This window comes from Acinetobacter sp. FY731, from assembly GCF_059515905.1.
On the sequence record NZ_JCAKNB010000003.1, the window covers coordinates 267,750 to 289,190 of the forward strand.

Genomic DNA, 21,441 nt, shown 5'->3' on the forward strand with positions numbered 1-21,441 from the left:
AAAAAGCCCGCAATATGCGGGAAAATTCTTTTAGTTTTGTTTATCTTCAAGTACAGATTCAAATGCTCGTAAACGCTTATAAATAGAAAGTAATTCAATAATCGTCGGCCAAGACTCAATTAAGTATTGGAATGACTCACGCACTTTTCCAAATACATTACTAATCTGCATCATTAAACCAAGTGTAATTGCACCTGCTGCAATACTTGGGAATAACACAAATAAACCATATAAATTATCAAGTTGCATATACCAAATACGTACCATATTAAAGTATGCGTAATGGAAATATAAGCGGAAGTAATTAAAACGAACCTTAGAAAATAAATCTTTTAATATTTGCGGCTCAGCACGGTCAAAATGATCTTCACCATAAACCAATTCTTTTCGGTAAGCCGCTTCCACTTTTTGGTTATTAAACTCCAAACCTGGTAGTTTTATACCCACCAACATTAGAACAACCGTACCAAAAATAGCCCAACTTACTGCCGCCCACATAAGTGCATGTGGAATTTCACCAACAATAGGTAAAGATTTTACATGCTCAGACAATTGAAAAAGTACAGGTAAAAATGCAAGTAACGTCATTAAAGCTTGAATAAAACTAACGCCCAAAGATTCTGTCGTTTTTGCAAAGCGCATCGTATCTTCTTGAATACGTTGTGATGCACCCTCAATATGACGTAACTTTTCCCAATGGGTTGTATAAAAGTCATTCATTGCTGTACGCCAGCGGAAAATATAATGACTTACAAAAAATAGATTAAACACAGCAATAGTGACATAGACCATAGCAATATATAAGAAAGTCAGCGTACCTGTATAAAGATCTTGAATATTTCCCCCACCGCTGCTGAGCATTTTTTGAATAAGATCATAAAATGGGTTGTACCAAGCATTAATCACCAAACTGGTTTGTACTGAAAACCAAATATTAAATAAAATAAATGCAGATCCCCAAACAGACCAACCCTGCCAAGGATTGTTCGATTTAAGCTTCCAAAACATTGCAAAAATGGCAGTAGACACAAAGAACCACAAATAAAACCATAAAAATTGTGGTGACCAAAAACGTGCAACACTAATTACTAATGGTGTTTCAAAGTATCCTTGTGCGAACCCAATATACTGCCCCCATGTGTTACCTCCCGTGTACCACAAGGTAATATTGATAATGAACCACAGCACAAGCGAGCTAAAAAACCATTTCGGATTTGGAAAGAAGGATTTAAACATTTATTTGGCTAGACCTTTATTATTCATGAATAGAACTCATGCATCATAATGCCAAAAAACAAAATCGATAGAAATGAATTATTTTGATTTGTATATATTTGATTAATTTGACTTCTTAACCCCAATATTTAACCTACATTTCACTTTTAAATTACCTTATTATTTTTTTAAAATCTTAATAAAAAGTATGACATATTTCACATTTTAAAAATAAATAGTATATAATTCATTCTATATAAATATTTTAAAAACTCCACCCAATATCTAGAGGTATTTATGGAAACATATCTTATAGAATTATTAGAAGAAATCGTGCTTACAAAAGAAGACTGCCCAGCTATTACTTTTGAAAAAGGTACAATTCTTAAAGTTCTTATGCAAACACCATCAGCACTTATCGTATCTTCTGACTCAAACTTCAACTTCACCATTCAAGCTTCAGGTGAAAATAAAGTGTGGCGTAATTTTAAAGAACAAGTATAAAACACTAAAAAAAGGCGCTATATGCGCCTTTTTTATCACTCATTTTATTCAGGAATACGAAGCACTTGCCCTGGAAAAATATCATCTGCATTTTTAAGCAACGGTCTATTTGCTTCAAAAATTTTATTGTATTTATTAGCATCACCATAAAATTCTTTTGAAATTTTAGATAAATTATCACCCGATTTAACAGTATAAAATTTACTTTCAAGTTCTGGAGTCACAACTGTAAGTTGGTCATCTACCTGTGCAACATGGTCTATATTACCTACTGCAAGAATAATCTTTTCTTTATCTGCCTGACTTTGAACTTGTCCTGTTACCGTAGCCAAGTCGGTAGTCGCATTATATGACACACTTAAACCCGAAATAGGCAAACCTAAACTCTTAATATGCCCAAGCAATTTATTTGCAACTTCTTGTGCTGTTGGCTCTACTGCCACTGGTGCAGCCTGTGGTTCAGCTGCTGCTGTATTTTTCTTACCAATGCCTTTTACAAAATCAAAAAGACCCATTTTTATTCTCCTTATATTATTTTGAATACTTATTGCTCTATTTTTATAACCATTAAATATGACATTGGATACATACATTAAAAAAAGAAACGTAAATTTATGTAAAAAATATTTTAAACATAAAAAAACCACCTAAATGGTGGCTTTTTTATTCAGCAAAGCTGAAATCGGCAATTAACCTAGTTTCTTAGAAACGTAGTCAATAGCAGATTGAACAGTTGTGATTTCGTTAGAATCTTCATCTGGAATAGTAATATCGAAATCGTTTTCGAAAGACATTACTAATTCTACTAGATCAAGAGAGTCTGCACCTAAGTCATCCATGAAAGATGCTTCGTTTTTAATCTCTTCTGCTTTAAGACCAAGTTGTTCTGCAACTGCTTGCTTAACACGTAGTTCGATATCGCTCACAGGAATTCTCCTCATTGCTTGTGGCGTTTTTAATGCCGTTAGTTTAATTGAATATAAAAAAATTTGAAAGTTTATACATAAGCTTAGCTCATGTATAAACCACCATTTACATGTAAAACAGTTCCAGTGATGTAACTTGCCTTTTCACTTGCAAGAAAACTCACTGCATTTGCGATATCTTGCGGATCACCTAAACGGTTTAATGCCACTTGATCACTCATTTTTTTACGAATTTCTTCGCTTAATTGTTCTGTCATTTCCGTTGCAATAAACCCAGGAGCCACAGCATTTACTGTAATTTGACGACTACCCATTTCTTTTGCAAGGCTACGACCAAATGCTTCAATGCCTGCTTTTGCAGCTGAATAATTCGCTTGACCCGGATTTGCAAAATGCGCCACAACCGAACTGATATTCACGATGCGACCAAATCGAGCCTTTGTCATGCCTTTTAAAACACGTTTAGATAAACGATAAACGGCTTTTAAATGAATATTCAGGATGTCATCCCAATCATCTTCCGACATACGCAACAACAAATTGTCTTTGGTAATACCTGCATTGTTTATTAAAGCAAGGACTGGACCATAGTTTTGTTCAATATCTGTTACTAAAGCATCAATAGCAGCGCCATCACGTACATCAAGTAATTTACCAACGCCATTTTCAGCAAATGTATTCGATAATTTTTCAGCACCCGCTTCAGATGTTGCAGTACCTACAACAAAATAACCATCTTGGATAAGTTGTTGAGCAATAGCTGCGCCAATTCCGCGGCTTGCACCCGTCACCAATGCGACTTTGCGTTCCTGTGTCATGCAATTTTTCCTTCAGCCACTAAAATGGCATTTAGTGCATCTTCCAAACGAGCTTTAGTATCGAGTGGATATGCTTTCTCAATTTGTGGTAAACGTTTCGCTAAGTTTGCTAATACATTTCCTGGACCACACTCTACAATGTACTCAACACCTTCATCTTGAAGAAATTGTAGTGTTTTTGTCCATTGTACAGATTGGTATAATTGTGCTGTTAATGCTTGGCGTAATCCTGCAACATCTGTTGCAATTCCCGCACTTACATTTTGTATAACTGGGATGCTTGGTAGCTCAATAGCTGTTTGCTCCAATGCCTCTGCAAATTGTTCCGCAGCAGGTTTCATTAAAGAACAATGTGAAGGCACAGAAACAGGCAAACCAATTGCTTTTCCGCCATTTTCTTTAGCAGCAGTCATAACTGCCTCAACTAAAGTTTTATCACCAGCAATAACCACTTGACCATTGGCATTATAGTTAGCAGCTTCTACCGAACCACGTCCCTGAACATTAATTTGTTCACAAAGTTCAAGAACTTTAGCATCTTCTAAACCAAGAATAGCAGCCATAGCACCTTGACCTTGAGGCACCGCAGATTGCATTAACTTACCGCGTAAGTTTACCAACTTTACAGCATCGCCTAAGCTTAAGCTGCCTGCCGCTACCAATGCGCTGTATTCACCTAAGGAATGACCTGCAAGATATTTAGGTACAACACCACCTAACTCTAACCATACACGCCACAATGCAATACTTGCAGTAAGTAACACAGGTTGTGTGAATTCTGTCTGATCTAAACCTTCACCAGTTTGCGCAATGTGCCATAAATCGAAGCCAACAGCTTTAGATGCTTCAGCAAAAGTTTCTTGAACACTACTAAATTGTTCTGCAATTTCAGCGAGCATTCCTACCTTTTGTGAACCTTGACCAGGAAACACAAATGCAGTTTTTGTTGCTTGAGCTGCTTGTTCTAGTTGGTTAGCAGACATAAAAAATCCTTGAATGAAGAGTCATTATTACTTAACAACCGATTAAATAATCAACAAACTCTTATGTAAGCCTATTTTCGGAAAGAAATTTAACACTTAATTTTTATTTTGGTAATTGCCAAATGCAACAAAAAAAGGGAGCTTTCGCTCCCTTTTTTTCATTAAGCTTGACGCTTAATACATCTTCAATTATTCAGCAGATGCTTTAGCGAATAATTGACGACCACGGTAGATACCGTCTTTAGATACGTGGTGACGACGATGAGTTTCACCAGTAGCTTGGTCTACAGTTAATGCATTCTCAGTTAAAGCGTCATGTGAACGGCGCATGTCACGGCGAGAGCGACTTTTACGGTTTTGCTGAACGGCCATGATGGCTCCTTACAAATATCGAAAAAATGGATCAGAACAAATTCAGTTGTCTTATACTTCTCAGTATAACACAAAAATTAGTTAAGTTTACCCTTCAAACTTGCCAAAATATCAAACGGATTATCTCGTTTCTCTTCAGTAAGCTCTTCTACGGCAGGTTGATGCTTATGTTCACAAAACTCATGTTTCGGAGACAACGGCATCAACAATAACAACTCATCTTCTATGAGAGAAAGTAAATCAGCGGTTGCAGGCGCATCAAAGCTACCTTTAGTCGTTGCTTCACTTTCACCTAGTACGATGAAATCAGCATCCTCATCCAAGCGCTCTATCAGTGACTCATCATCAACAAGAGCTAAATGAAAATCTGAAACGAGGTCAATTTCAACAGGACTCAAACAACGTTGACATTCTACTGAAACTTTCGTTTCAACATGACCACTTAGCCATACAATACGATGATATGCATCCATTGATAGCTTACAGTCTATGTTAATCAATTGATCATCAATTGATCCAACAGCTTCACGGGATATACGAACAAAGCGTGATAGTGGCAGTGTTCCTGCCCACACAAAGCCTTGTTCGGCCCATTTAAACGGCTCAATCTGTGCCGGAAAGGTATTTGCTGACATAATTAAGGCGGCAATTCTACAAATTCATAAGTACTCTGTCAAAGATTAAGATACAATTTTGTACTTATTTAGACAGACCAATTTTGGGTAACACAGTCATGCATCTGTTGCAGCCGCAAACAGAAGTGAATATTTCATCACTTGTTAGCACACTTCCAACCTCTGATTCTGACAGTTCACTCGAGCAAGTGCAACTTTCTTCATGGGTGAATTTATCATCAGAAGCAGAACAGGTTGATTGGCTCATCTTACACTTTAATTGTTGGTTTTCCCACCTTAATGTAACGCTTGTTAAAGGTGATTTTGAACCTGAATACTTTCCTGCAAGTCAAAATGCACCTGCACGCATTCAATTTGCACATGGTTTCTTTAATAGCGCACTACATGAAATTAGTCACTGGACTATTGCTGGAGATAAACGTCGTCTCCTTCCAGATTTAGGCTATTGGTATGCACCAGACGGTCGTACAGCCGAACAACAATCTTTATTTGAACAAGTAGAAATTAAACCTCAAGCCATAGAGTGGTTATTTGCTAAATCTTTTGGGCGAAAGTTTCGTGTGTCTTTAGACAACCTCACTGGTGATGGTGGTGATGGCTCAACATTTAAAGACAATGTATTTTCTCAAGTTCAGCATTATTTTTCAGGAGAGGCAAAACTCCCACGTGATGCAGCCTTATTTATTGAATACATTTGTACCTGTACTAGAGGTGGCAAAAGGTTACAAAATAAAGAGTTTCTTCGAGAAGAATTAGATTAAGAAAGATCAACGATTGATAATGCAGGCTTTAAAGAGTTCTTATTTGATATTTAATCTCTATTTAAAACGATGATTACTGACTTTTATCGCCTGTTCTCTCCACTACTTTATCTGAATTTTATAAAAATTTAGTCCATATTTTTAATATGCATCCTTATTTATCAAGCATAAGCTCAATATGATTAAAAATATTTTGTAAATCTTTTTTTACTTCCCGACAAGAGTATTCATTTTTTGACTTTTTAATGTCACTTATATTTGCTAAAACCACTTTAAATACATAGATAAATTACAAATTGTGGTGTTTAAACACCATTAACTTCACTATGATGTGTAAAAGAAGATTTAAACGAGGAGAATAATGATGCTGCATTTAAGAATCCATCCTGAAGATCCTCAAGCAAGACTGATTAGTCAAGCCGTTGAACGTATTCGGGCAGGTGATGTAATTGTTTACCCAACCGATGCCGCTTACGCCATTGGTTGCCAAATTGGGAATAAAAGTGCAATGGAGCGAATTTCACAAATTCGCGGTCTAGGGCCAAAACATCAATACGCTATTATTTGTGCCGATCTTTCCGATATTTCAACTTATGCCAAAGTTGATAATGCTATGTATCGACTACTCAAAAACAACACCCCTGCAGTAACCACATTTATTTTACCTGCAACAAGTGAAGTCCCTCGCCGACTTATGCACCCAAAAAAGAAAACAATTGGTTTACGTATTCCAAGTAATCCTATTTGCCAAATGCTATTAAAAGAATTAGGTGAGCCTTTAATTACGAGTACGCTTATTCTTCCTGGGCAAACAGATCCAATTGATGATCCGTACGATATTGATCTTCAACTTTCAAAACGTATAGATGTTTTAATTGATGGTGGCTTAGGTACACTTAATACCACAAGTATTATCGACTTATCTGGTAACAATCCTGAAATTATTCGTCGTGGTGTGGGCGATGTAAGTGCTTTTGAATAGCAACACTTAAATTAAACCATTAAAAAATCAGTAAAAATATACAAACTGCACATCATCACGGAAATAAATATTCTGTATTTATTTCCATTTTTTATACAAATGTTCGACTAATTTGATTTATTTAACAACAAAAATCCATTAAACTGCACATGTTTTATTTCTTCGCTATTTCTCTCGGCACTCTCTCATCAAGCTGAGTAAATAGCTTTCATGCCTTTGAAAATTCGCGTGGCTCACAATTGTAATGAATCAAACTGTCCATGAACCAATGGAACAACCACAACAAATCCGTGTGATGGATGAGTGGCAAGATACGATTCCTGAGGATTTATACATCCCCCCTGCTGCATTCGAAATTCTTTTAGAACATTTCGAAGGACCACTCGATTTTCTAATTTACCTGATTCAAAAAAGCGGCTTCGATTTATTACAACTGGATATCGCACCTATTGCATCTCAATATCTTTCTTATATGGATGCAATGAAAACTTTAAACATTGAGTTAACAGCCGATTATATGGTGATGGCAGCGTTATTGGCAGATTTAAAATCTCGCTTACTACTACCAAAGCCACCGTCGTTATCTGCAATAGAAAAAGACCCTAAACAAGAATTAATTGATCGCCTAGAAACATATTTACGTATTAAACAAGCCGCTGAACGCTTAGGGCAAATGCCTGTTCTTGATCGAGATACTTTTGATACCAATGTGAGTTTCGGTCAAATTACAGTAAATAACGTGGGTTATGCAGCAGATCAATTACGTGATGCATTACTGTGTGTATTTAACCGTCCAGAGCCTGCAACTCATCAAATTTTACAAGAGCCTGTTGTTCTTGAAGAACGCATTGCCTATATCGAATATAAAATTCAAAGTGGTGAAGTTTTACAATTTGAAGAACTTTTAAAACCGAGCCAAGGTCGTATGGGTATGGTTGTCACTTTCATGGCAATTTTAGAACTCACTCGCCAACAAAAAATTTCAATTGTCGCAACAGGTATAGATGCACCGCTTGCAATTCAAGGAGCACAAATATGAATGATGAACAGATTAGCCCTTTAAGTGAAGGTGAAAATCATCATGAAATTTTAATGCAGCTTGAAGCCATTATCTTTGCAAGTGAATCTCCTGTGTCTTTAGCTAGACTTAAAGAGGCGTTTCAAGATCAATTTACAAAGAAACAATTAAGTCAATTTTTACAACAGCTCGCGATGTTGCAACATGGTCGATCTATTGAATTAATTGAAACTGCACAAGGTTATCGTTTCCAGGTGAAAGCAAAGTATAGAAATCTTATTGCTCAAACTTGGCCTGAACGCCCTGTGCGCTTATCTCCAACAATGTTGGAAACATTATCTGTAATTGCGTACCACCAACCTGTTACGCGTGCAGATATCGAACAAATTCGTGGAGTTACGGTTAATAGTCAAATTTTACGTACATTATTTGACTGGAACTGGATTAAGGAATCTGGTTTTCGTGAACTCCCTGGAAGACCAGCGTTGTTAGTCACAACGCCACAATTTTTAAATGCATTTGGCCTGTCTTCACTTGGTCAATTGCCTCCCTTACAGGATGCCAAGGAAGCTTTTATGGCGCTCGATGCAAATGCACCGAAGTCGTAAATAGGTGAACTGTTATGATTATTTCTAAGGTTATGCTGTCATGAGTGAAAAATTGCAAAAGGTGCTTGCACGTGTTGGTTTGGGTTCTCGCCGTTATATGGAAGAAGTCATTGCCGCGGGTCGTGTAAGTGTCAACGGTCAAGTAGCCCAAGTGGGTGAACGTATTGAACCTACAGATGAGCTTCGCATCGATGGGCGCAAAGTGCAGTTTCAAATTGAAGATGAAATTCGTCGTCGTGTTCTGATTTACTACAAACCAGAAGGTGAAATTTGTTCTCGTAACGACCCTGAAAACCGTCCTACTGTATTTGAACAATTACCTCAAATTCCGGGTGATCGTTGGGTTATGGTGGGTCGTTTAGACATCAACTCTACTGGTTTATTACTTTTCACGAATGATGGTGAGCTTGCCAACCGCTTAATGCACCCTTCCAATGAAATTGAACGTGAATATGCTGTTCGAGTAATGGGTGAAGTAACGCCTGCGATTATTAAAAATATGACCACTGGCGTTGTATTAGATGATGGTCCTGCAAAGTTTGAATCTTTCTCTGAAATTGGCGGTGAAGGCATTAACCGTTGGTTCCAAGTTGTTGTAAAAGAAGGTCGTAATCGTGAGGTGCGTCGTATTTTTGAATCTCAAGGTTTAAAAGTAAGTCGCTTACTTCGTACACGTTATGGCACAGTCATTCTTCCACGTGAATTACGTACAGGTCGCTGGATGGAGCTCGATAAACAAGATATCGATAACTTAACGAAGTCTGTAGAGCTTAAACCACGCCAAGGTACTGGCTTGTTTGGTATGGCTAAACGTCGTAACGAACGTATGCAAGATAAACCAATGGCTGCACGTCGTGGTGGTTACTTACGTCAACAACGTCGTGATACAGATGAAGTTGAATCTAAGCCAAACTTTGACCGTCGTGGTGACAATGCTCCTGCTAAACGCGAACGTCGCGATGACAACTTTGGTAACCGTGAACGTCGTGATGAAAATGCACCGCGCAAACCATACGGAATGAACAAAGGCTTTAAAAAGTTCTAATTCAAATAGAACTTAAAAAGTAAAATGCCACTCCTTTGAGTGGCATTTTTATTGGATATCTTTCATGTTTATAAGACAGGGATATCAATCCATCTTGCACATGGAAAATGCTGCGTTAAATAAGTTTTCAAATATTCTGCTGTATCTTTTGAAATTAAAGCATCTTGAGATTCATGCGCAAGATTATAAGCTAGCGCATATAGTTCTATACCTCGCGCTTTTAAAGCTTCCAAGCTCAGTAAAGTATGATTAATACTACCTAAACGCCCTGAACTCACTAAAATAACGGGTAAATGATGCTGTTGAATATAGTCAATGCTCAGTATATCTTTCGTCAAGGGCACCATTAAGCCCCCAGCACCTTCTAATAAAACTCGATCATATTTACTTGCTAGTTGCACAGTCGCATCTTCAATTTTAGCAAAATCAATTTCACGACCATCTATTTGTGTCGCTAAATGTGGAGAGGCAGGATAACTAAAAATTTCAGGCATCGTGAGTTTGCTATCATCTTCAGAAAACCACCCCATATTCATAATTTCACGATGTTTTTCAATATCTTCCGAAATATCAACATTACCTGTTTGCACAAGCTTTTGTGTAATGGTTCGAATACCCTCTGAATTCCACAATTTTGCTAAATAGCCAGTGCTATAAGTTTTACCAATCCCTGTATCAATCCCACTCACAAAAATAACATTCGACACTTACATACTCCGTGCAATGCAATAAATAGGATGATAAGTCAGTGAATATTGCTGATTATTCATCTTATATTGCTCATAATTTTTACAAAAATCTGTCAAACTTTGCTTTGTCCAACGGAACTGATTTGACGTTGCTGTTACGCCTGTCGCTTTTAAATGTTGTAAAACACTTTTAGGATGATCAAAACCAATTTGCAATGTTTCTTCCCGCATAAGAAGCACATTAAAACCTACCTGATTCAATTTTTTCTGCAAAGTTTGGGAGGATAAATAACTTAAACCCTGCCCCGTTAGTTGCTTAATTTCCTGTAGATTTTTTTCACCAAAGGTCGAAAAAATAAAATATCCTTCGGGTAATAATGCCTGCTTAGACTTCTCAAAAACAAAATTTAAATCATTCACCCATTGCAACGCAGACGTAGAAACAATTGCATTTAGTTCTTGAGGGAAATCTAATTGTTCAATATCACCAATTTTCCACTCTATATGTTGCTGTGAATCATCTAAAAAATGAGTTCTAACTTCGGCATATAAATCGTTCAGAATATATTTTTGGCTAGCAAAATACTGCCACATTAAACGGGTTAAATTTCCTGTGCCACAACCAATTTCAAATATTCGATCTTGTTGGTTCCGTATTTTTTGCTCTTCAATAAACGCCAATAGCTGTTCACAAATTTGCTTTTGTACAACTGCATTTTCTGTATAACTTTCATGTGCACGTGCAAAGTGTTGTGCAACTTTTACATGATTTATAACGGTCATAATAAGTGAACCAATTTCGCCAAATCTGCATCTTGAATATTTGTGTTTAAACAAATACGTAATCGCGAACTTCCTTTGGGTACCGTTGGCGGACGCACAGGCATAATATAAAAACCTGCTTGCTGTAAGTACTGTGCTTTTTCTACCGTAGTTTGAGAATCACCAATAATTACAGGAACAATTTGCGATGTAGATGGACAATTAAACCCTTTCTGTTTCACTTGATCTATTAATTGCTTACTCATACTTTGCAAATGCTTTCGCTCTGCTTGCATAGTAGTCATGCGCTTTAGAATGAATTGTGTCCATGCCATTGAAATAGGTGGCTGCGCTGTACTAAAAATTAATGGGCGCATAGTATTAATTAAATAGTCTCGAATAATGTCATGACAAATTAAATAACCACCAACCGACGCAAGTGCCTTCCCAAAAGTTCCAACTAAGAAGTCGATATCATCAATAACATTATACTGTTCTGTACAACCTAAACCCTGTTGCCCACGTACGCCTATTGCGTGCGCCTCATCTACATAAAGCATAATATTTGAATATCGATGCTTAATATCAACCAAAGCACGTAAATCGGTTTCATCACCATCCATACTAAAAATGGATTCTGTCACTACAATAATGCGCTGAATACTTTCATCCGCTTGGTATTTTTCAATTAATACGCTCAAATGTGCTAAATCATTATGACGATAGCGTACATATTTCGCAGAAGATAAACGAATACCATCAATAATACTGGCATGCACTAATTTATCGGCTAGAACCAAAGTTTTACTGTCACAAATAGCAGGCAATATTCCAATATTCATGTGATAACCACTATTAAATAGCAGTGCAGATCGACCATGAAAAAGTTGACTTAAACTGTGTTCAAGTTGTTCATATTCAGGAAAATTACCTGTGAGTAATCTTGAAGATGATGAACTCATTAAACGCTGAGCATTTGGTGTTTCATCAAAAAACTGTTCACGTAATAATATATTTGAAGCTAGCCCTAAATAGTCATTTGAAGATAAATTCAGCATATTTTTCTGATTTATTTCAATATAACGACCACATTGAATATTCGGTTTAAACTGTCGAAAATTACCTTGTTGCTTAAGTATATCTAACGCTTCGGCATAGTGATTCAACAAGCTCATTGCACTTGCTCCTGCATAGTTTGTACAACATGAACCACTCCCTTTAACAATGCTGTTAATTCATTATCACTAATAACATAAGGCGGCATCACATATACCAACTTCCCAAATGGTCTGACCCAAACTCCCTGCTCAACAAATTGTGCTTGTAGTGTTTTCATATCTACCGAAGTTTTCAGCTCAACCACACCTATTGCACCTAAAACACGGACATCTTCAACATAAGAAAGTGATGCTAAACATGCTAATTTTTCTTTGAGATTTCGCTCAATTCTTTGAATATTTTCCTGCCAATTTTGTGACAATAATAATTGCGTACTTTTTAAAGCAACAGCACATGCAAGCGGGTTTGCCATAAAGGTTGGTCCATGCATAAACACACCCGCCTCACCTTGGCTAATCGTCTCGGCAACTTCAGTAGAAGCTAATGTTGCTGAAAGTGTCATATATCCACCTGTTAAGCCTTTACCTATACACATAATGTCTGGCTGAACTTGAGCATGTTCCCAAGCAAATAATTTGCCTGTACGCCCAAAACCTGTGGCAATTTCATCAAAAATCATCAACACATTATATTTTTCACATAGCAATTTAGCTTGGCGTAAATATTCAGGATGATAAAAGCGCATACCTCCTGCACCTTGTACAATTGGCTCTATAATTAAAGCGGCAATATTTTGATGATGTTGCTCGAAAGCTTGTTCTAGTTCTGCAATATCTTGCGCATTCCACTCATCATCAAAACGAGTTTTAGGCGCAGAAACAAAAATACGATTCGGTAAACTTGTACCAAATATTTGATGCATACCTGTGACAGGATCACATACAGACATCGCATTCCAAGTATCACCGTGATAACCCGAACGTGTTGTTATAAAATTGGTTTTTTTAGGTTGTTTTCGAGCCGACCAATATTGCACTGCCATTTTCAGTGCCACTTCTACCGCAACTGAACCTGAATCTGCATAAAATATTTTAGTTAAATTTGGTGGTGTAATTTCTAGAAGTAAACGCCCCAATTGAATTGCAGGATCATGGGTTAAACCACCAAACATGATATGTGACATTTTTTCTAGTTGTTCTGTCACTGCTTTATTCAGTTCAGGATGGTTATAGCCATGAATTGCACACCACCAAGATGACATACCATCTATTAAAGTGCGCCCATCTTCGAGTTCAATAGTCGCACCATACGCTTGTTTTACCTTAAAACAAGGCAAAGGTTGAGTCATAGATGTGTAGGGATGCCACAGATGCTGCTGATCAAACTCTAAATCTGTTAATTCGGTCATCCCATGCTCCATGCAGATATGTTTCTTTCATTATTCGCATCTTAAACCTGCATGAAGAAGAAATAAATTGCGAGAAAAGTCAGTTATGTTCAGATTTGTTTATTTTTATTTAAATATTGGGAGATTTTGCTAGTTACATCTTCAATATTAAATAATGGAAAGCCATGTGATCCTGAAATCAACTCAACCTCTAAAAAGTTTGCAGCCAATTTTTGAATATTTCTTGCAACTTTGTAACTAACTAAAAAATCTTGCTTTGCAAATATATGTAGCTGATGCCCTGTGTAATTTTCTAAGATACTTACATTATTTAATTGTTCCAAGCAGTTTAATCCTGCATTGAGTACATCCAAATTTTGTGGCTGTATTAAACTTTGTAAAGTTAAAAAATCTTGCTTGGTTGTATCTGTACCTTGACACACCATAAATCCAAATTTCTTTAAGGTTGCAACTGCATCTGTTTTAAATGATTGTTTAAAGGCTTGAAATGTCGGTTGATCCATTGCAGTGTGCCACGTTTCATTAGCAACAAAACACGGATTTGAAGCTAAAGTGATAAGAATTTTATTTTGTTGATATTGTTTTGAAATTTCATCTGCCAAAATTGTGGCAAGTTGACCACCTAAAGACCACCCCATCAATACATCATATTCTTTTGCGATTTTAATATTTTTCTGCAAAGTTCCTGCATCTGAAACATCAAAAATATTCAACAATTTAACCTGAAAATCTATTGCTTCAAGTTGTTGTTTTAACGGCTGTAAAAGTTTGGTTCCACCACCCCAGCCCGTAATTAGCAAAATACTTTTTTTCAAAATAATTCCATTCATTTAAAACTGTTCTATCTATTGATTATCTCAAGAGATATAAACAACAGCAAAGCATAAAAGCTCATTTAATTAAAAATTATAAACACTCTTGTAATCGTTTTTAAACATAAAGCTTTTAGCCTAATTTGAAAATATTCAACTAAGTTTATGGCACAAATGAAATTCAAATTATTATTACTTCCTGTTTTAATCGCTAGTTTCTCTGCTTGTACTACGGTAAAAACACCTACAAATATAACCAATGGGCAGTTACTTCAGCCCGCAACAAAAGGTGATTTAACAAGTTTTGGTGGTGCAACCCGCTTAAAAGAAGATCGCACAGAAGCATTAAAAGCATCTATTAATAATCGCCCTGCAAAACATGTCATTTTATTTATCGGCGATGGTACAAGCGATTCAGAACTTACCTCTGCACGTAATTATGCAGAAGGTGCATCTGGTTATTTTAAAGGTTTAGATGTTTTACCTTTTACAGGTTCATATACTAACTATTCAATTGATAAAGATAAAACTATTAACTACGTGACAGATTCTGCAGCCTCTGCTTCTGCTTGGGCTACTGGGACTAAAACCTACAATGGTGCTTTAGGTATCGATATTTTTGCAAAACCGCATGAATCCATTCTATCCTTAGCGAAAAAAGCAGGCTATGCAACAGGTAATGTCACAACAACAGAACTTCAAGATGCAACACCTGCTGCCTTAGTGGCACATGTTACATCTCGCAAATGCTATGGCCCCAAAGCAACCTCTGAAAAATGTCCTACAAATGCACTAGAAAATGGTGGATTAGGCTCTGTAACAGAACAGCTTCTACAAGCACGTGCCGATGTTACTTTGGGCGGTGGATTCACAACATTTCAAGAAAAAGCCAAAGCAGGAAAATATAAAGACCAAACACTGTTAAATCAGGCAAAAGCTTTAAATTATCAAGTCATTACCGATTTAAATGGCTTAAATTCTGTGAAATCTGCAAATCAAAATACGCCTGTTTTAGGTCTATTTGCAGAAGGAAATCTACCTGTATCTTGGGTAGGACCAAATGCAGAATTAAATGGTAACTTACGTGCTGCGGAGAAATGTAAAATTAACCCAGAACGTAGTGCATCTACCCCTAGCTTAAAAGCAATGACAACTAAAGCAATTGAGTTACTTCAACAAAATGATAAAGGATTTTTCTTACAAGTTGAAAGTGGATCTATTGATAAAGCAAACCACATTGCCGATGCTTGCGGTCAAATTGGTGAAACTGTCGCTTTAGATGAAGCGGTTCAAGTTGCACTTGAGTTTGCAAAGAATAATCCTGACACCTTAATTATTGTGACAGGTGATCATGCACATACAAGTCAGATCATTCCAAATGAATCAAAAAGCCCTGGTAAAACAGTCAAATTATTAACAAAAGACAATGCGCCAATGACCATCAACTATGCAACGTCTACAACAGAAAGCCAAGAACATACAGGTGCTCAAGTACATACCGCTGCTTATGGTCCGTATGCTGCAAATATTTCAGGACTAATTGATCAAACAGATATGTTCTTTATTATGAAAAATGCATTAGGTATTAAGTAAAAGCTCCCCTATAAAAAATCCCGCACTTAGCGGGATTTTTTATATCTCAATTTTACATTTGAGATTGAATATAATTCTGTAAACCAATAAGTTCGATTAAGCGAAGTTGCTTTTCCAACCAATAAGTATGATCTTCTTCTGTGTCCGCCATTTGTTGACGAAGCATATCACGCGTAATGTAGTCGCCTTTTTCTTCACACAGCTTCACGCCTTGCGCTAATTTTTCACGAACATGATACTCAAGTTTTAAATCTGCTTTTAAGCAAGAAATAACATCTGTACCAACTTCAATCTCTTCACACTTCATGTTTGGTGTTCCTTCTAGGAACAATACACGGCGGATGATTGCATCAGCATGTTGTGCTTCTTCTTGCATTTCATGATCAATACGTTCGAAGATTTTAGTTAAGCCCCAATCTTCATACATACGTGAATGAATAAGATATTGGTCACGAGCAGCCAGTTCACCACCAATTAACATATTTAGATAGTCTACGACTTCTGGATTGCCACGCATTTTTAAAACTCCATACCTTTATGACTCTATTATGGAGAAAAACACAACAATATGCAAAATTAAATTATCCGTAAATATATGATTTTTATATAATTAAAATGAGAAGTACTTGCATTTGCAGTTATGTTTAATGAATACCCGCTTATAAAACAACATGTTGCAAATCATGATGTTTATTTCAACAACAAAAATCCTTAATTTTAGGATTGGTTAAAATTTGTAATATTCATAACACATACTCGAAGAAGCCCAATACAAGAGATTTTTATCAATGCGTATGGTTTTCTGAAACCAGATTCAAAATCATGATGCATATATTCAAACAGCGGATACAAATCAAAAACGCTAAGTGTTGCTCAACATGACTAAATACCTACGCTGAAGTCAACGTGCATTTTTCCATGCTTGCTGTTGCTTTGAATCTAAAAAAGTCCAAGCCACAAAGCGACTTTCTTTTTGCCCTTGCGTCATTTTAATCGTTTTCACATCTACTGCTCCGCTCTTACGCAAGGTATTTAGGAGCATAGGCAATGTTTTTTTCTTGGAAACAAGTGTACTAAACCACAAACATTGTTCAGCAAATTGTGTGCTCTCTTGTACCATCTGACAAACGAACCGCTCTTCACCACCGTCACACCATAATTCGTTCTTTTGCCCACCAAAATTTAATATCACCTTAGTGCGATCAGCAGGCTTGCCAAGTTTTCGTAATTTTAGCGTTGCGGTGGCATTTGCTTCATCTTGTGAAGCATGAAATGGTGGATTACACAGGGTTAAATCAAAACGATCTGTAGGTTTAATCACACCTTTGAAAATATTACTCTGTGTCTTCTGCAATCGAATTTGAATCCCTTTTCTTAGATTCGGATTTGCCTCCACAATAAATTGAGCACTTTTAACCGATGCAGAATGAATATCTGAACCGACAAATTTCCAACCATAGCTTTGATGCCCAATGATCGGATAAATACAGTTCGCACCCACCCCAATATCTAATACGTGAACGGCATGTCCTGTTGGAATCTGCCCCTTATTGTTCAGACTCAACAAGTCAGCCAAATAGTGAATATAGTCTGCTCTACCTGGAATAGGTGGACAAAGATAATCTTGGGGAATATCCCAATATTGAATATTATAAAAATGCTTGAGCAATGCTTTATTAAGCATTTTCACGGCGTTTGGATCAGAAAAATTTACTGAAAGATCGTTATATTGATTGGGGCTGACAAAGGGTGCAAGTTCCGGACAGCTCTTGATTAACTGAGGAAAATCATAACGACTGCGATGCAGATTTCGTGCATGTAATTCCGATTTTTGTTGCGGAAAAGATTTCTTTGCTTGCGCCATGTGGATGCCAATAATCAACGGGAGAACAAAATCAATAAGACAGAATCTATATCTGCCAATGAATCGATATTGTACGTGAATTCAACTCACAATAACGATCCCTCTTTTTTTATTTGTCTATCCTATACCCCACTCATAAAACTCTAGCATTGAAGTAGCAATAAAAAAGACACCTCAAGATTCATGATCCTCGGTGTCTTTTTTATTTACATTATCTTCTAGATAGATCAGTCTTCTATTTGACCATATTCTTTCATCAACGCAATGAATTGTTCTTCATTTAAGACTGGCACGCCAAGTTTCTCAGCTTTGTCTAATTTAGAACCCGCTTTTTCACCTGCAACAACACACTTTGTTTTAGCTGAAACGCTTCCACTTACGCGAGCACCTAAGCTTTGTAATAACTGCGTTGCTTCATCACGCCCCATAGATGACAGTGTACCTGTTACCACCCAACTTTCGCCATTCAATGGCTGACGAGTTGGTGCAACAGGCGCATCCCAATGAATACCTGCCGCAATTAAACGATCAACCACTTCTAAATTATGTGGTGCTTGGAAAAAGTCGATAATCCACTCTGCCGTAATACCACCAACATCGGGCGTTTTCTTTAAAGCATCTAAATCTGCTGTTCGAAGCGCTTCTAAAGTTTGGAAGGTATTGGCAAGCATACGTGCTGTTGTTTCCCCCACACCACGAATGCCTAAAGCAAAAATAAAACTCGCAAATGTCGTTTTCTTACTATTTTCAATTGAATCAATCAGGTTTTGAACCGATTTTTCACCCATTTTTTCAATCGTGAGTAATTTTTCACGATGCTCATGCAAATGGTAAATATCGGCAACATCTTTGAGTAAATCTAAATGTAGTAAAGATTCCGCCCAACGATCTCCCAAACCTTCAATATCCATGGCTTTTCGTGAAACGAAGTGACGAATCGCTTCAATTCGTTGCGCTGCACAATATAAACCACCCGAACAACGTGCGAGCGCTTCGCCTTCAGGCATGACAACAGGAGATGAACACACAGGGCAAGTTTCAGGTAAATGAACTTCCACCGTATCTAAAGGACGAAATTCAGGCCAAACTTTTTCAACCTTAGGAATTACATCGCCACTACGGTAAACACTGACTGTATCGCCCACACGCACATCTAAACGGTGGATTTCACCAATATTGTGTAAGGTCACATTTGAAACCGTCACACCACCAACAGCAACAGGGTTTAAACGTGCTACAGGGGTAAGTGTTCCTGTACGTCCAACTTGCCAATCAATATTCTCCACTGTAGTTAAAGCCGCTATAGCAGGAAATTTATAGGCTGTTGCCCAACGTGGTTCACGACTTAAAAAACCCAATTGTTGCTGTTGTTTAAGATCGTTGACTTTAATCACCATGCCATCAATTTCAACGCTGAGATTTGGACGTTCTTCATTGATTTGTTCATACGCTTTTTGAACATCTTCAATGCTTTCACATACAAAATGACGTTCACCTACAGCAAAGCCAAATTGAGTGAGCCACTCCAAACTTGCAGACATAGTTGTTTGACCATGGTGCGGTTCACACTGAGCAATACCATAAGCATAAAATGCAAGTGGACGAGATGCCGCAATATTTGGATCAAGCTGACGCAGACTACCCGCAGCTGCATTACGCGGATTAGCAAAAGTCTTTTCGCCTTTTGCTTCATTTTCAGCATTCAGTTTTTCAAAGCCCGATTTCGGCATAAGTACTTCGCCACGAACTTCTAACAGTTCAGGAATCGCACCCTTTTCAGAGCTTAATACCTTTGGCAAATTACGAATCGTTTTTACATTTTGCGTAATAACTTCGCCTGTTTCGCCATCTCCACGAGTTACGCCACGTACCAAAACACCATTTTCATACCACAATGAAATAGCTAAGCCATCGAACTTGAGCTCGACATCGTATTCAATTTTTTGATTTGGTAAACGCTCTTCTGCACGTCGAGCAAAAGCAAATAAATCTTCCTGATTAAAAACATTTCCCAAGGACAACATTGGAACAACATGCGTAATATTTTCAAATTTTGATAATGGCTTTCCACCTACTTTATTTACAGGTGAATCGAGCTGAACTAAATCTGGATGCTGTTGTTCTAAAGCTTTAAGTTGATGAAATAACTGATCATATTCACTGTCTTCAATAGTTGGTTGATCCATTACATAATAGGCATGATTGTGTTGAGCCAGTAATTGAATCAATTGACGCATTTGCGCAACGACAGCCGAATTTTGTGTCATATATTCACCATAAAAAAGGGCGGTATTCCGCCCTAAAATTTTTTGCATAATGCATATTATAGAAAGCTAAAATCTAGCTTTCAATTCACTTCAAACAATTTGCTTCACTCAATTTAATTAAGCTTTTGCAGACTGCCCTGAACGGTAATCAATAGCTTGATGACGCCAGTATTCTCTCAGTTGAGGTGTGAGTTCAAAATTATCTTGATCGCAAACAACACCTTCAATTTCACGAGCAATTAGTCCTGCAGTACTCACCATTGTATCAAAGGCATTTTGTACATCACTATGCGGAAGTGCAAGGAATAATGCTAAACCTTTTACTTCTTCTGTAGAAAGTGTTTCCAAGTCAAAACCTTCTGTACTTGCGTCAGAATCTACAATTTTCAATGCAGAAAATAATAACTTAGTGCCATCTTCATTGTAACGGTGGAAACATTTCATTTCACCAAAACGTAAACCATATTTAAGCAATACTTTTAAAGTTTTTTCACCCGAAAGAGCTCGACCTTTTGCCAAAATATTTAATGCAATAAATGATTCTGCCGTCACTAAAGCACATTCATCATCTACCATTTTTTGTTCATATAAATGTGCATCTAAAATACTACTTTCTTCTGAAAATTCAGAAATTTCAGCTTTCTCAATATTGGTATTTAAGCTAAATGTAGGCTCTAATTTTGCATTGTTACTTACGGCATCTTCCGTTGTAGGAGCATTTTCAGTAATGGTCACATCTGCATTATTTTCAGCTTTTTTAGATGACTCTTCATCTACGTCAACCACTGTTTTTGCTTCTGTTGTAATTTCATCAGCAATAGTTTCAGGTGTTTTTTTCAGTTCTTCATTGAGTTTCGGTTCTTCTTTATCGAACTCGAACTCTGCCTGAACTTGTTGAGTATCTAAAGTTGGTTCAACACGAACTTTTTCTTCTGAATCTGTTGTTTGTAATTGATCGCGAACATGTCTTGGAATAATTGGCTTTTGACAATCTTCGTTAAATTGCAATTCACTTTCTAAAGATGGCGCTGTATCTCTTGGTTTTTTAAAAATAAGTTTTAAGCCGAACGCCATAATAACAACGGCAATTGCAATTCCGACAAGTGTTGTAATTTCCATT

Annotated in this window: 23 protein-coding genes; 7 read left to right on the forward strand and 16 right to left on the reverse strand. The window is 37.0% G+C overall.

The genetic code is table 11. The features are described 5' to 3' along the window. Positions 1 to 30: 30 nt before the first annotated feature. The gene (gene sbmA / locus AC5YC8_RS05420) at positions 31 to 1,236 is read right to left on the reverse strand and encodes a peptide antibiotic transporter SbmA (RefSeq protein ID WP_496163810.1); all 1,206 of its coding nucleotides are present in this window, start codon (positions 1,234 to 1,236) and stop codon (positions 31 to 33) included. Positions 1,237 to 1,512: 276 nt separating this feature from the next. On the opposite strand from sbmA, the gene AC5YC8_RS05425 reads away from it, so the two are divergent. Continuing rightward, the gene (locus AC5YC8_RS05425) at positions 1,513 to 1,719 is read left to right on the forward strand and encodes a hypothetical protein (protein WP_496116553.1); all 207 of its coding nucleotides are present in this window, start codon (positions 1,513 to 1,515) and stop codon (positions 1,717 to 1,719) included. Positions 1,720 to 1,763: 44 nt separating this feature from the next. Here the strand turns inward: AC5YC8_RS05425 and lysM are convergent, their stop codons facing one another. The 6 genes from lysM to AC5YC8_RS05455 all read right to left on the reverse strand — a co-directional run bounded on the left by lysM (position 1,764) and on the right by AC5YC8_RS05455 (position 5,453). Continuing rightward, a complete protein-coding gene (lysM, locus tag AC5YC8_RS05430) occupies positions 1,764 to 2,234 on the reverse strand; it encodes a peptidoglycan-binding protein LysM (protein ID WP_496163811.1) in 471 nt (156 codons plus the stop codon). 174 nt (positions 2,235 to 2,408) lie between these two features. Then, on the reverse strand, positions 2,409 to 2,645 hold the full coding sequence (gene acpP / locus AC5YC8_RS05435) for an acyl carrier protein (RefSeq protein WP_171501244.1): 237 nt from the start codon (positions 2,643 to 2,645) through the stop codon (positions 2,409 to 2,411). 83 nt (positions 2,646 to 2,728) lie between these two features. Beyond that, positions 2,729 to 3,463, reverse strand: coding sequence for a 3-oxoacyl-ACP reductase FabG (gene fabG, locus AC5YC8_RS05440; protein WP_496116556.1), 735 nt, complete (start codon positions 3,461 to 3,463; stop codon positions 2,729 to 2,731). Continuing rightward, the gene (fabD, locus tag AC5YC8_RS05445; RefSeq protein WP_496163812.1) at positions 3,460 to 4,446 is read right to left on the reverse strand and encodes an ACP S-malonyltransferase; all 987 of its coding nucleotides are present in this window, start codon (positions 4,444 to 4,446) and stop codon (positions 3,460 to 3,462) included. The genes fabG and fabD overlap by 4 nt, the downstream gene beginning before the upstream one ends. Positions 4,447 to 4,635: 189 nt before the next feature. Beyond that, the gene (gene rpmF, locus AC5YC8_RS05450; protein WP_004279227.1) at positions 4,636 to 4,818 is read right to left on the reverse strand and encodes a 50S ribosomal protein L32; all 183 of its coding nucleotides are present in this window, start codon (positions 4,816 to 4,818) and stop codon (positions 4,636 to 4,638) included. Between the two features lie 77 nt (positions 4,819 to 4,895). Further along, complete coding sequence (locus tag AC5YC8_RS05455; RefSeq protein WP_496116558.1) at positions 4,896 to 5,453, reverse strand: YceD family protein; 558 nt, start codon at positions 5,451 to 5,453, stop codon at positions 4,896 to 4,898. A 98-nt stretch (positions 5,454 to 5,551) separates the two neighbouring features. On the opposite strand from AC5YC8_RS05455, the gene AC5YC8_RS05460 reads away from it, so the two are divergent. The 5 genes from AC5YC8_RS05460 (at position 5,552) to rluB (ending at position 9,867) form a co-directional block, all read left to right on the forward strand. Next, the gene (locus AC5YC8_RS05460; protein WP_496116559.1) at positions 5,552 to 6,214 is read left to right on the forward strand and encodes an elongation factor P hydroxylase; all 663 of its coding nucleotides are present in this window, start codon (positions 5,552 to 5,554) and stop codon (positions 6,212 to 6,214) included. A 364-nt stretch (positions 6,215 to 6,578) separates the two neighbouring features. Then, positions 6,579 to 7,196 (forward strand): L-threonylcarbamoyladenylate synthase, encoded by a 618-nt coding sequence (locus AC5YC8_RS05465; protein ID WP_496163914.1) that lies wholly within the window; start codon positions 6,579 to 6,581, stop codon positions 7,194 to 7,196. Positions 7,197 to 7,440: 244 nt separating this feature from the next. Next, the gene (locus AC5YC8_RS05470) at positions 7,441 to 8,235 is read left to right on the forward strand and encodes a segregation and condensation protein A (protein WP_496163813.1); all 795 of its coding nucleotides are present in this window, start codon (positions 7,441 to 7,443) and stop codon (positions 8,233 to 8,235) included. Further along, positions 8,232 to 8,822: an SMC-Scp complex subunit ScpB gene (scpB, locus tag AC5YC8_RS05475; protein ID WP_496116563.1), complete on the forward strand. Its 591-nt coding sequence runs from the start codon at positions 8,232 to 8,234 to the stop codon at positions 8,820 to 8,822. The genes AC5YC8_RS05470 and scpB overlap by 4 nt, the downstream gene beginning before the upstream one ends. Before the next feature lie 40 nt (positions 8,823 to 8,862). Next, entirely contained in the window at positions 8,863 to 9,867 is a 1,005-nt protein-coding gene (gene rluB, locus AC5YC8_RS05480; protein WP_496116564.1) for a 23S rRNA pseudouridine(2605) synthase RluB, read from the forward strand. A 68-nt stretch (positions 9,868 to 9,935) separates the two neighbouring features. On the opposite strand, the gene bioD is transcribed toward rluB, so the two are convergent. The 5 genes from bioD to AC5YC8_RS05505 form a co-directional block, all read right to left on the reverse strand. Further along, a complete protein-coding gene (gene bioD, locus AC5YC8_RS05485; protein ID WP_496163814.1) occupies positions 9,936 to 10,574 on the reverse strand; it encodes a dethiobiotin synthase in 639 nt (212 codons plus the stop codon). Next, on the reverse strand, positions 10,575 to 11,339 hold the full coding sequence (gene bioC / locus AC5YC8_RS05490) for a malonyl-ACP O-methyltransferase BioC (RefSeq protein WP_496163815.1): 765 nt from the start codon (positions 11,337 to 11,339) through the stop codon (positions 10,575 to 10,577). Continuing rightward, positions 11,336 to 12,493, reverse strand: a complete 1,158-nt coding sequence (locus AC5YC8_RS05495) for an 8-amino-7-oxononanoate synthase (RefSeq protein WP_496163816.1) — start codon at positions 12,491 to 12,493, stop codon at positions 11,336 to 11,338. The genes bioC and AC5YC8_RS05495 overlap by 4 nt, the downstream gene beginning before the upstream one ends. Beyond that, positions 12,490 to 13,785: an adenosylmethionine--8-amino-7-oxononanoate transaminase gene (gene bioA / locus AC5YC8_RS05500; RefSeq protein WP_496163817.1), complete on the reverse strand. Its 1,296-nt coding sequence runs from the start codon at positions 13,783 to 13,785 to the stop codon at positions 12,490 to 12,492. The genes AC5YC8_RS05495 and bioA overlap by 4 nt, the downstream gene beginning before the upstream one ends. An 89-nt stretch (positions 13,786 to 13,874) precedes the next feature. After that, on the reverse strand, positions 13,875 to 14,615 hold the full coding sequence (locus AC5YC8_RS05505; protein ID WP_496163818.1) for a YqiA/YcfP family alpha/beta fold hydrolase: 741 nt from the start codon (positions 14,613 to 14,615) through the stop codon (positions 13,875 to 13,877). A 156-nt stretch (positions 14,616 to 14,771) separates the two neighbouring features. Between AC5YC8_RS05505 and phoA the strand changes: the two genes are divergently transcribed. Beyond that, the gene (gene phoA, locus AC5YC8_RS05510) at positions 14,772 to 16,190 is read left to right on the forward strand and encodes an alkaline phosphatase (RefSeq protein ID WP_496163819.1); all 1,419 of its coding nucleotides are present in this window, start codon (positions 14,772 to 14,774) and stop codon (positions 16,188 to 16,190) included. Positions 16,191 to 16,242: 52 nt separating this feature from the next. On the opposite strand, the gene ftn is transcribed toward phoA, so the two are convergent. The 4 genes from ftn to AC5YC8_RS05530 form a co-directional block, all read right to left on the reverse strand. After that, entirely contained in the window at positions 16,243 to 16,707 is a 465-nt protein-coding gene (gene ftn, locus AC5YC8_RS05515; protein WP_496163820.1) for a heteropolymeric bacterioferritin subunit Ftn, read from the reverse strand. 384 nt (positions 16,708 to 17,091) lie between these two features. Beyond that, positions 17,092 to 18,054, reverse strand: coding sequence for a 23S rRNA (adenine(1618)-N(6))-methyltransferase RlmF (gene rlmF, locus AC5YC8_RS05520; RefSeq protein ID WP_496163821.1), 963 nt, complete (start codon positions 18,052 to 18,054; stop codon positions 17,092 to 17,094). Between the two features lie 227 nt (positions 18,055 to 18,281). Then, positions 18,282 to 20,321: an NAD-dependent DNA ligase LigA gene (gene ligA / locus AC5YC8_RS05525; RefSeq protein ID WP_496163822.1), complete on the reverse strand. Its 2,040-nt coding sequence runs from the start codon at positions 20,319 to 20,321 to the stop codon at positions 18,282 to 18,284. A gap of 117 nt (positions 20,322 to 20,438) precedes the next feature. Continuing rightward, complete coding sequence (locus AC5YC8_RS05530; RefSeq protein ID WP_496163823.1) at positions 20,439 to 21,440, reverse strand: cell division protein ZipA C-terminal FtsZ-binding domain-containing protein; 1,002 nt, start codon at positions 21,438 to 21,440, stop codon at positions 20,439 to 20,441. Position 21,441 lies beyond the last annotated feature (1 nt).

Bases quoted from the DNA above. Each gene is read 5' to 3' on its own strand.
- AC5YC8_RS05460 (WP_496116559.1), top strand. From the start codon at position 5,552: ATGCATCTGTTGCAGCCGCAAACAGAAGTGAATATTTCATCACTTGTT.
- AC5YC8_RS05505 (WP_496163818.1), bottom strand. From the start codon at position 14,615: ATGAATGGAATTATTTTGAAAAAAAGTATTTTGCTAATTACGGGCTGG.
- ligA (WP_496163822.1), bottom strand. From the start codon at position 20,321: ATGACACAAAATTCGGCTGTCGTTGCGCAAATGCGTCAATTGATTCAA.
- fabG (WP_496116556.1), bottom strand. From the start codon at position 3,463: ATGACACAGGAACGCAAAGTCGCATTGGTGACGGGTGCAAGCCGCGGA.
- bioC (WP_496163815.1), bottom strand. From the start codon at position 11,339: ATGACCGTTATAAATCATGTAAAAGTTGCACAACACTTTGCACGTGCA.
- phoA (WP_496163819.1), top strand. From the start codon at position 14,772: ATGAAATTCAAATTATTATTACTTCCTGTTTTAATCGCTAGTTTCTCT.
- bioA (WP_496163817.1), bottom strand. From the start codon at position 13,785: ATGACCGAATTAACAGATTTAGAGTTTGATCAGCAGCATCTGTGGCAT.
- AC5YC8_RS05470 (WP_496163813.1), top strand. From the start codon at position 7,441: ATGAATCAAACTGTCCATGAACCAATGGAACAACCACAACAAATCCGT.
- fabD (WP_496163812.1), bottom strand. From the start codon at position 4,446: ATGTCTGCTAACCAACTAGAACAAGCAGCTCAAGCAACAAAAACTGCA.
- AC5YC8_RS05530 (WP_496163823.1), bottom strand. From the start codon at position 21,440: ATGGAAATTACAACACTTGTCGGAATTGCAATTGCCGTTGTTATTATG.
- sbmA (WP_496163810.1), bottom strand. From the start codon at position 1,236: ATGTTTAAATCCTTCTTTCCAAATCCGAAATGGTTTTTTAGCTCGCTT.
- rluB (WP_496116564.1), top strand. From the start codon at position 8,863: ATGAGTGAAAAATTGCAAAAGGTGCTTGCACGTGTTGGTTTGGGTTCT.
- lysM (WP_496163811.1), bottom strand. From the start codon at position 2,234: ATGGGTCTTTTTGATTTTGTAAAAGGCATTGGTAAGAAAAATACAGCA.
- AC5YC8_RS05425 (WP_496116553.1), top strand. From the start codon at position 1,513: ATGGAAACATATCTTATAGAATTATTAGAAGAAATCGTGCTTACAAAA.
- AC5YC8_RS05495 (WP_496163816.1), bottom strand. From the start codon at position 12,493: ATGAGCTTGTTGAATCACTATGCCGAAGCGTTAGATATACTTAAGCAA.
- ftn (WP_496163820.1), bottom strand. From the start codon at position 16,707: ATGCGTGGCAATCCAGAAGTCGTAGACTATCTAAATATGTTAATTGGT.
- rlmF (WP_496163821.1), bottom strand. From the start codon at position 18,054: ATGGCGCAAGCAAAGAAATCTTTTCCGCAACAAAAATCGGAATTACAT.
- rpmF (WP_004279227.1), bottom strand. From the start codon at position 4,818: ATGGCCGTTCAGCAAAACCGTAAAAGTCGCTCTCGCCGTGACATGCGC.
- scpB (WP_496116563.1), top strand. From the start codon at position 8,232: ATGAATGATGAACAGATTAGCCCTTTAAGTGAAGGTGAAAATCATCAT.
- AC5YC8_RS05455 (WP_496116558.1), bottom strand. From the start codon at position 5,453: ATGTCAGCAAATACCTTTCCGGCACAGATTGAGCCGTTTAAATGGGCC.
- AC5YC8_RS05465 (WP_496163914.1), top strand. From the start codon at position 6,579: ATGCTGCATTTAAGAATCCATCCTGAAGATCCTCAAGCAAGACTGATT.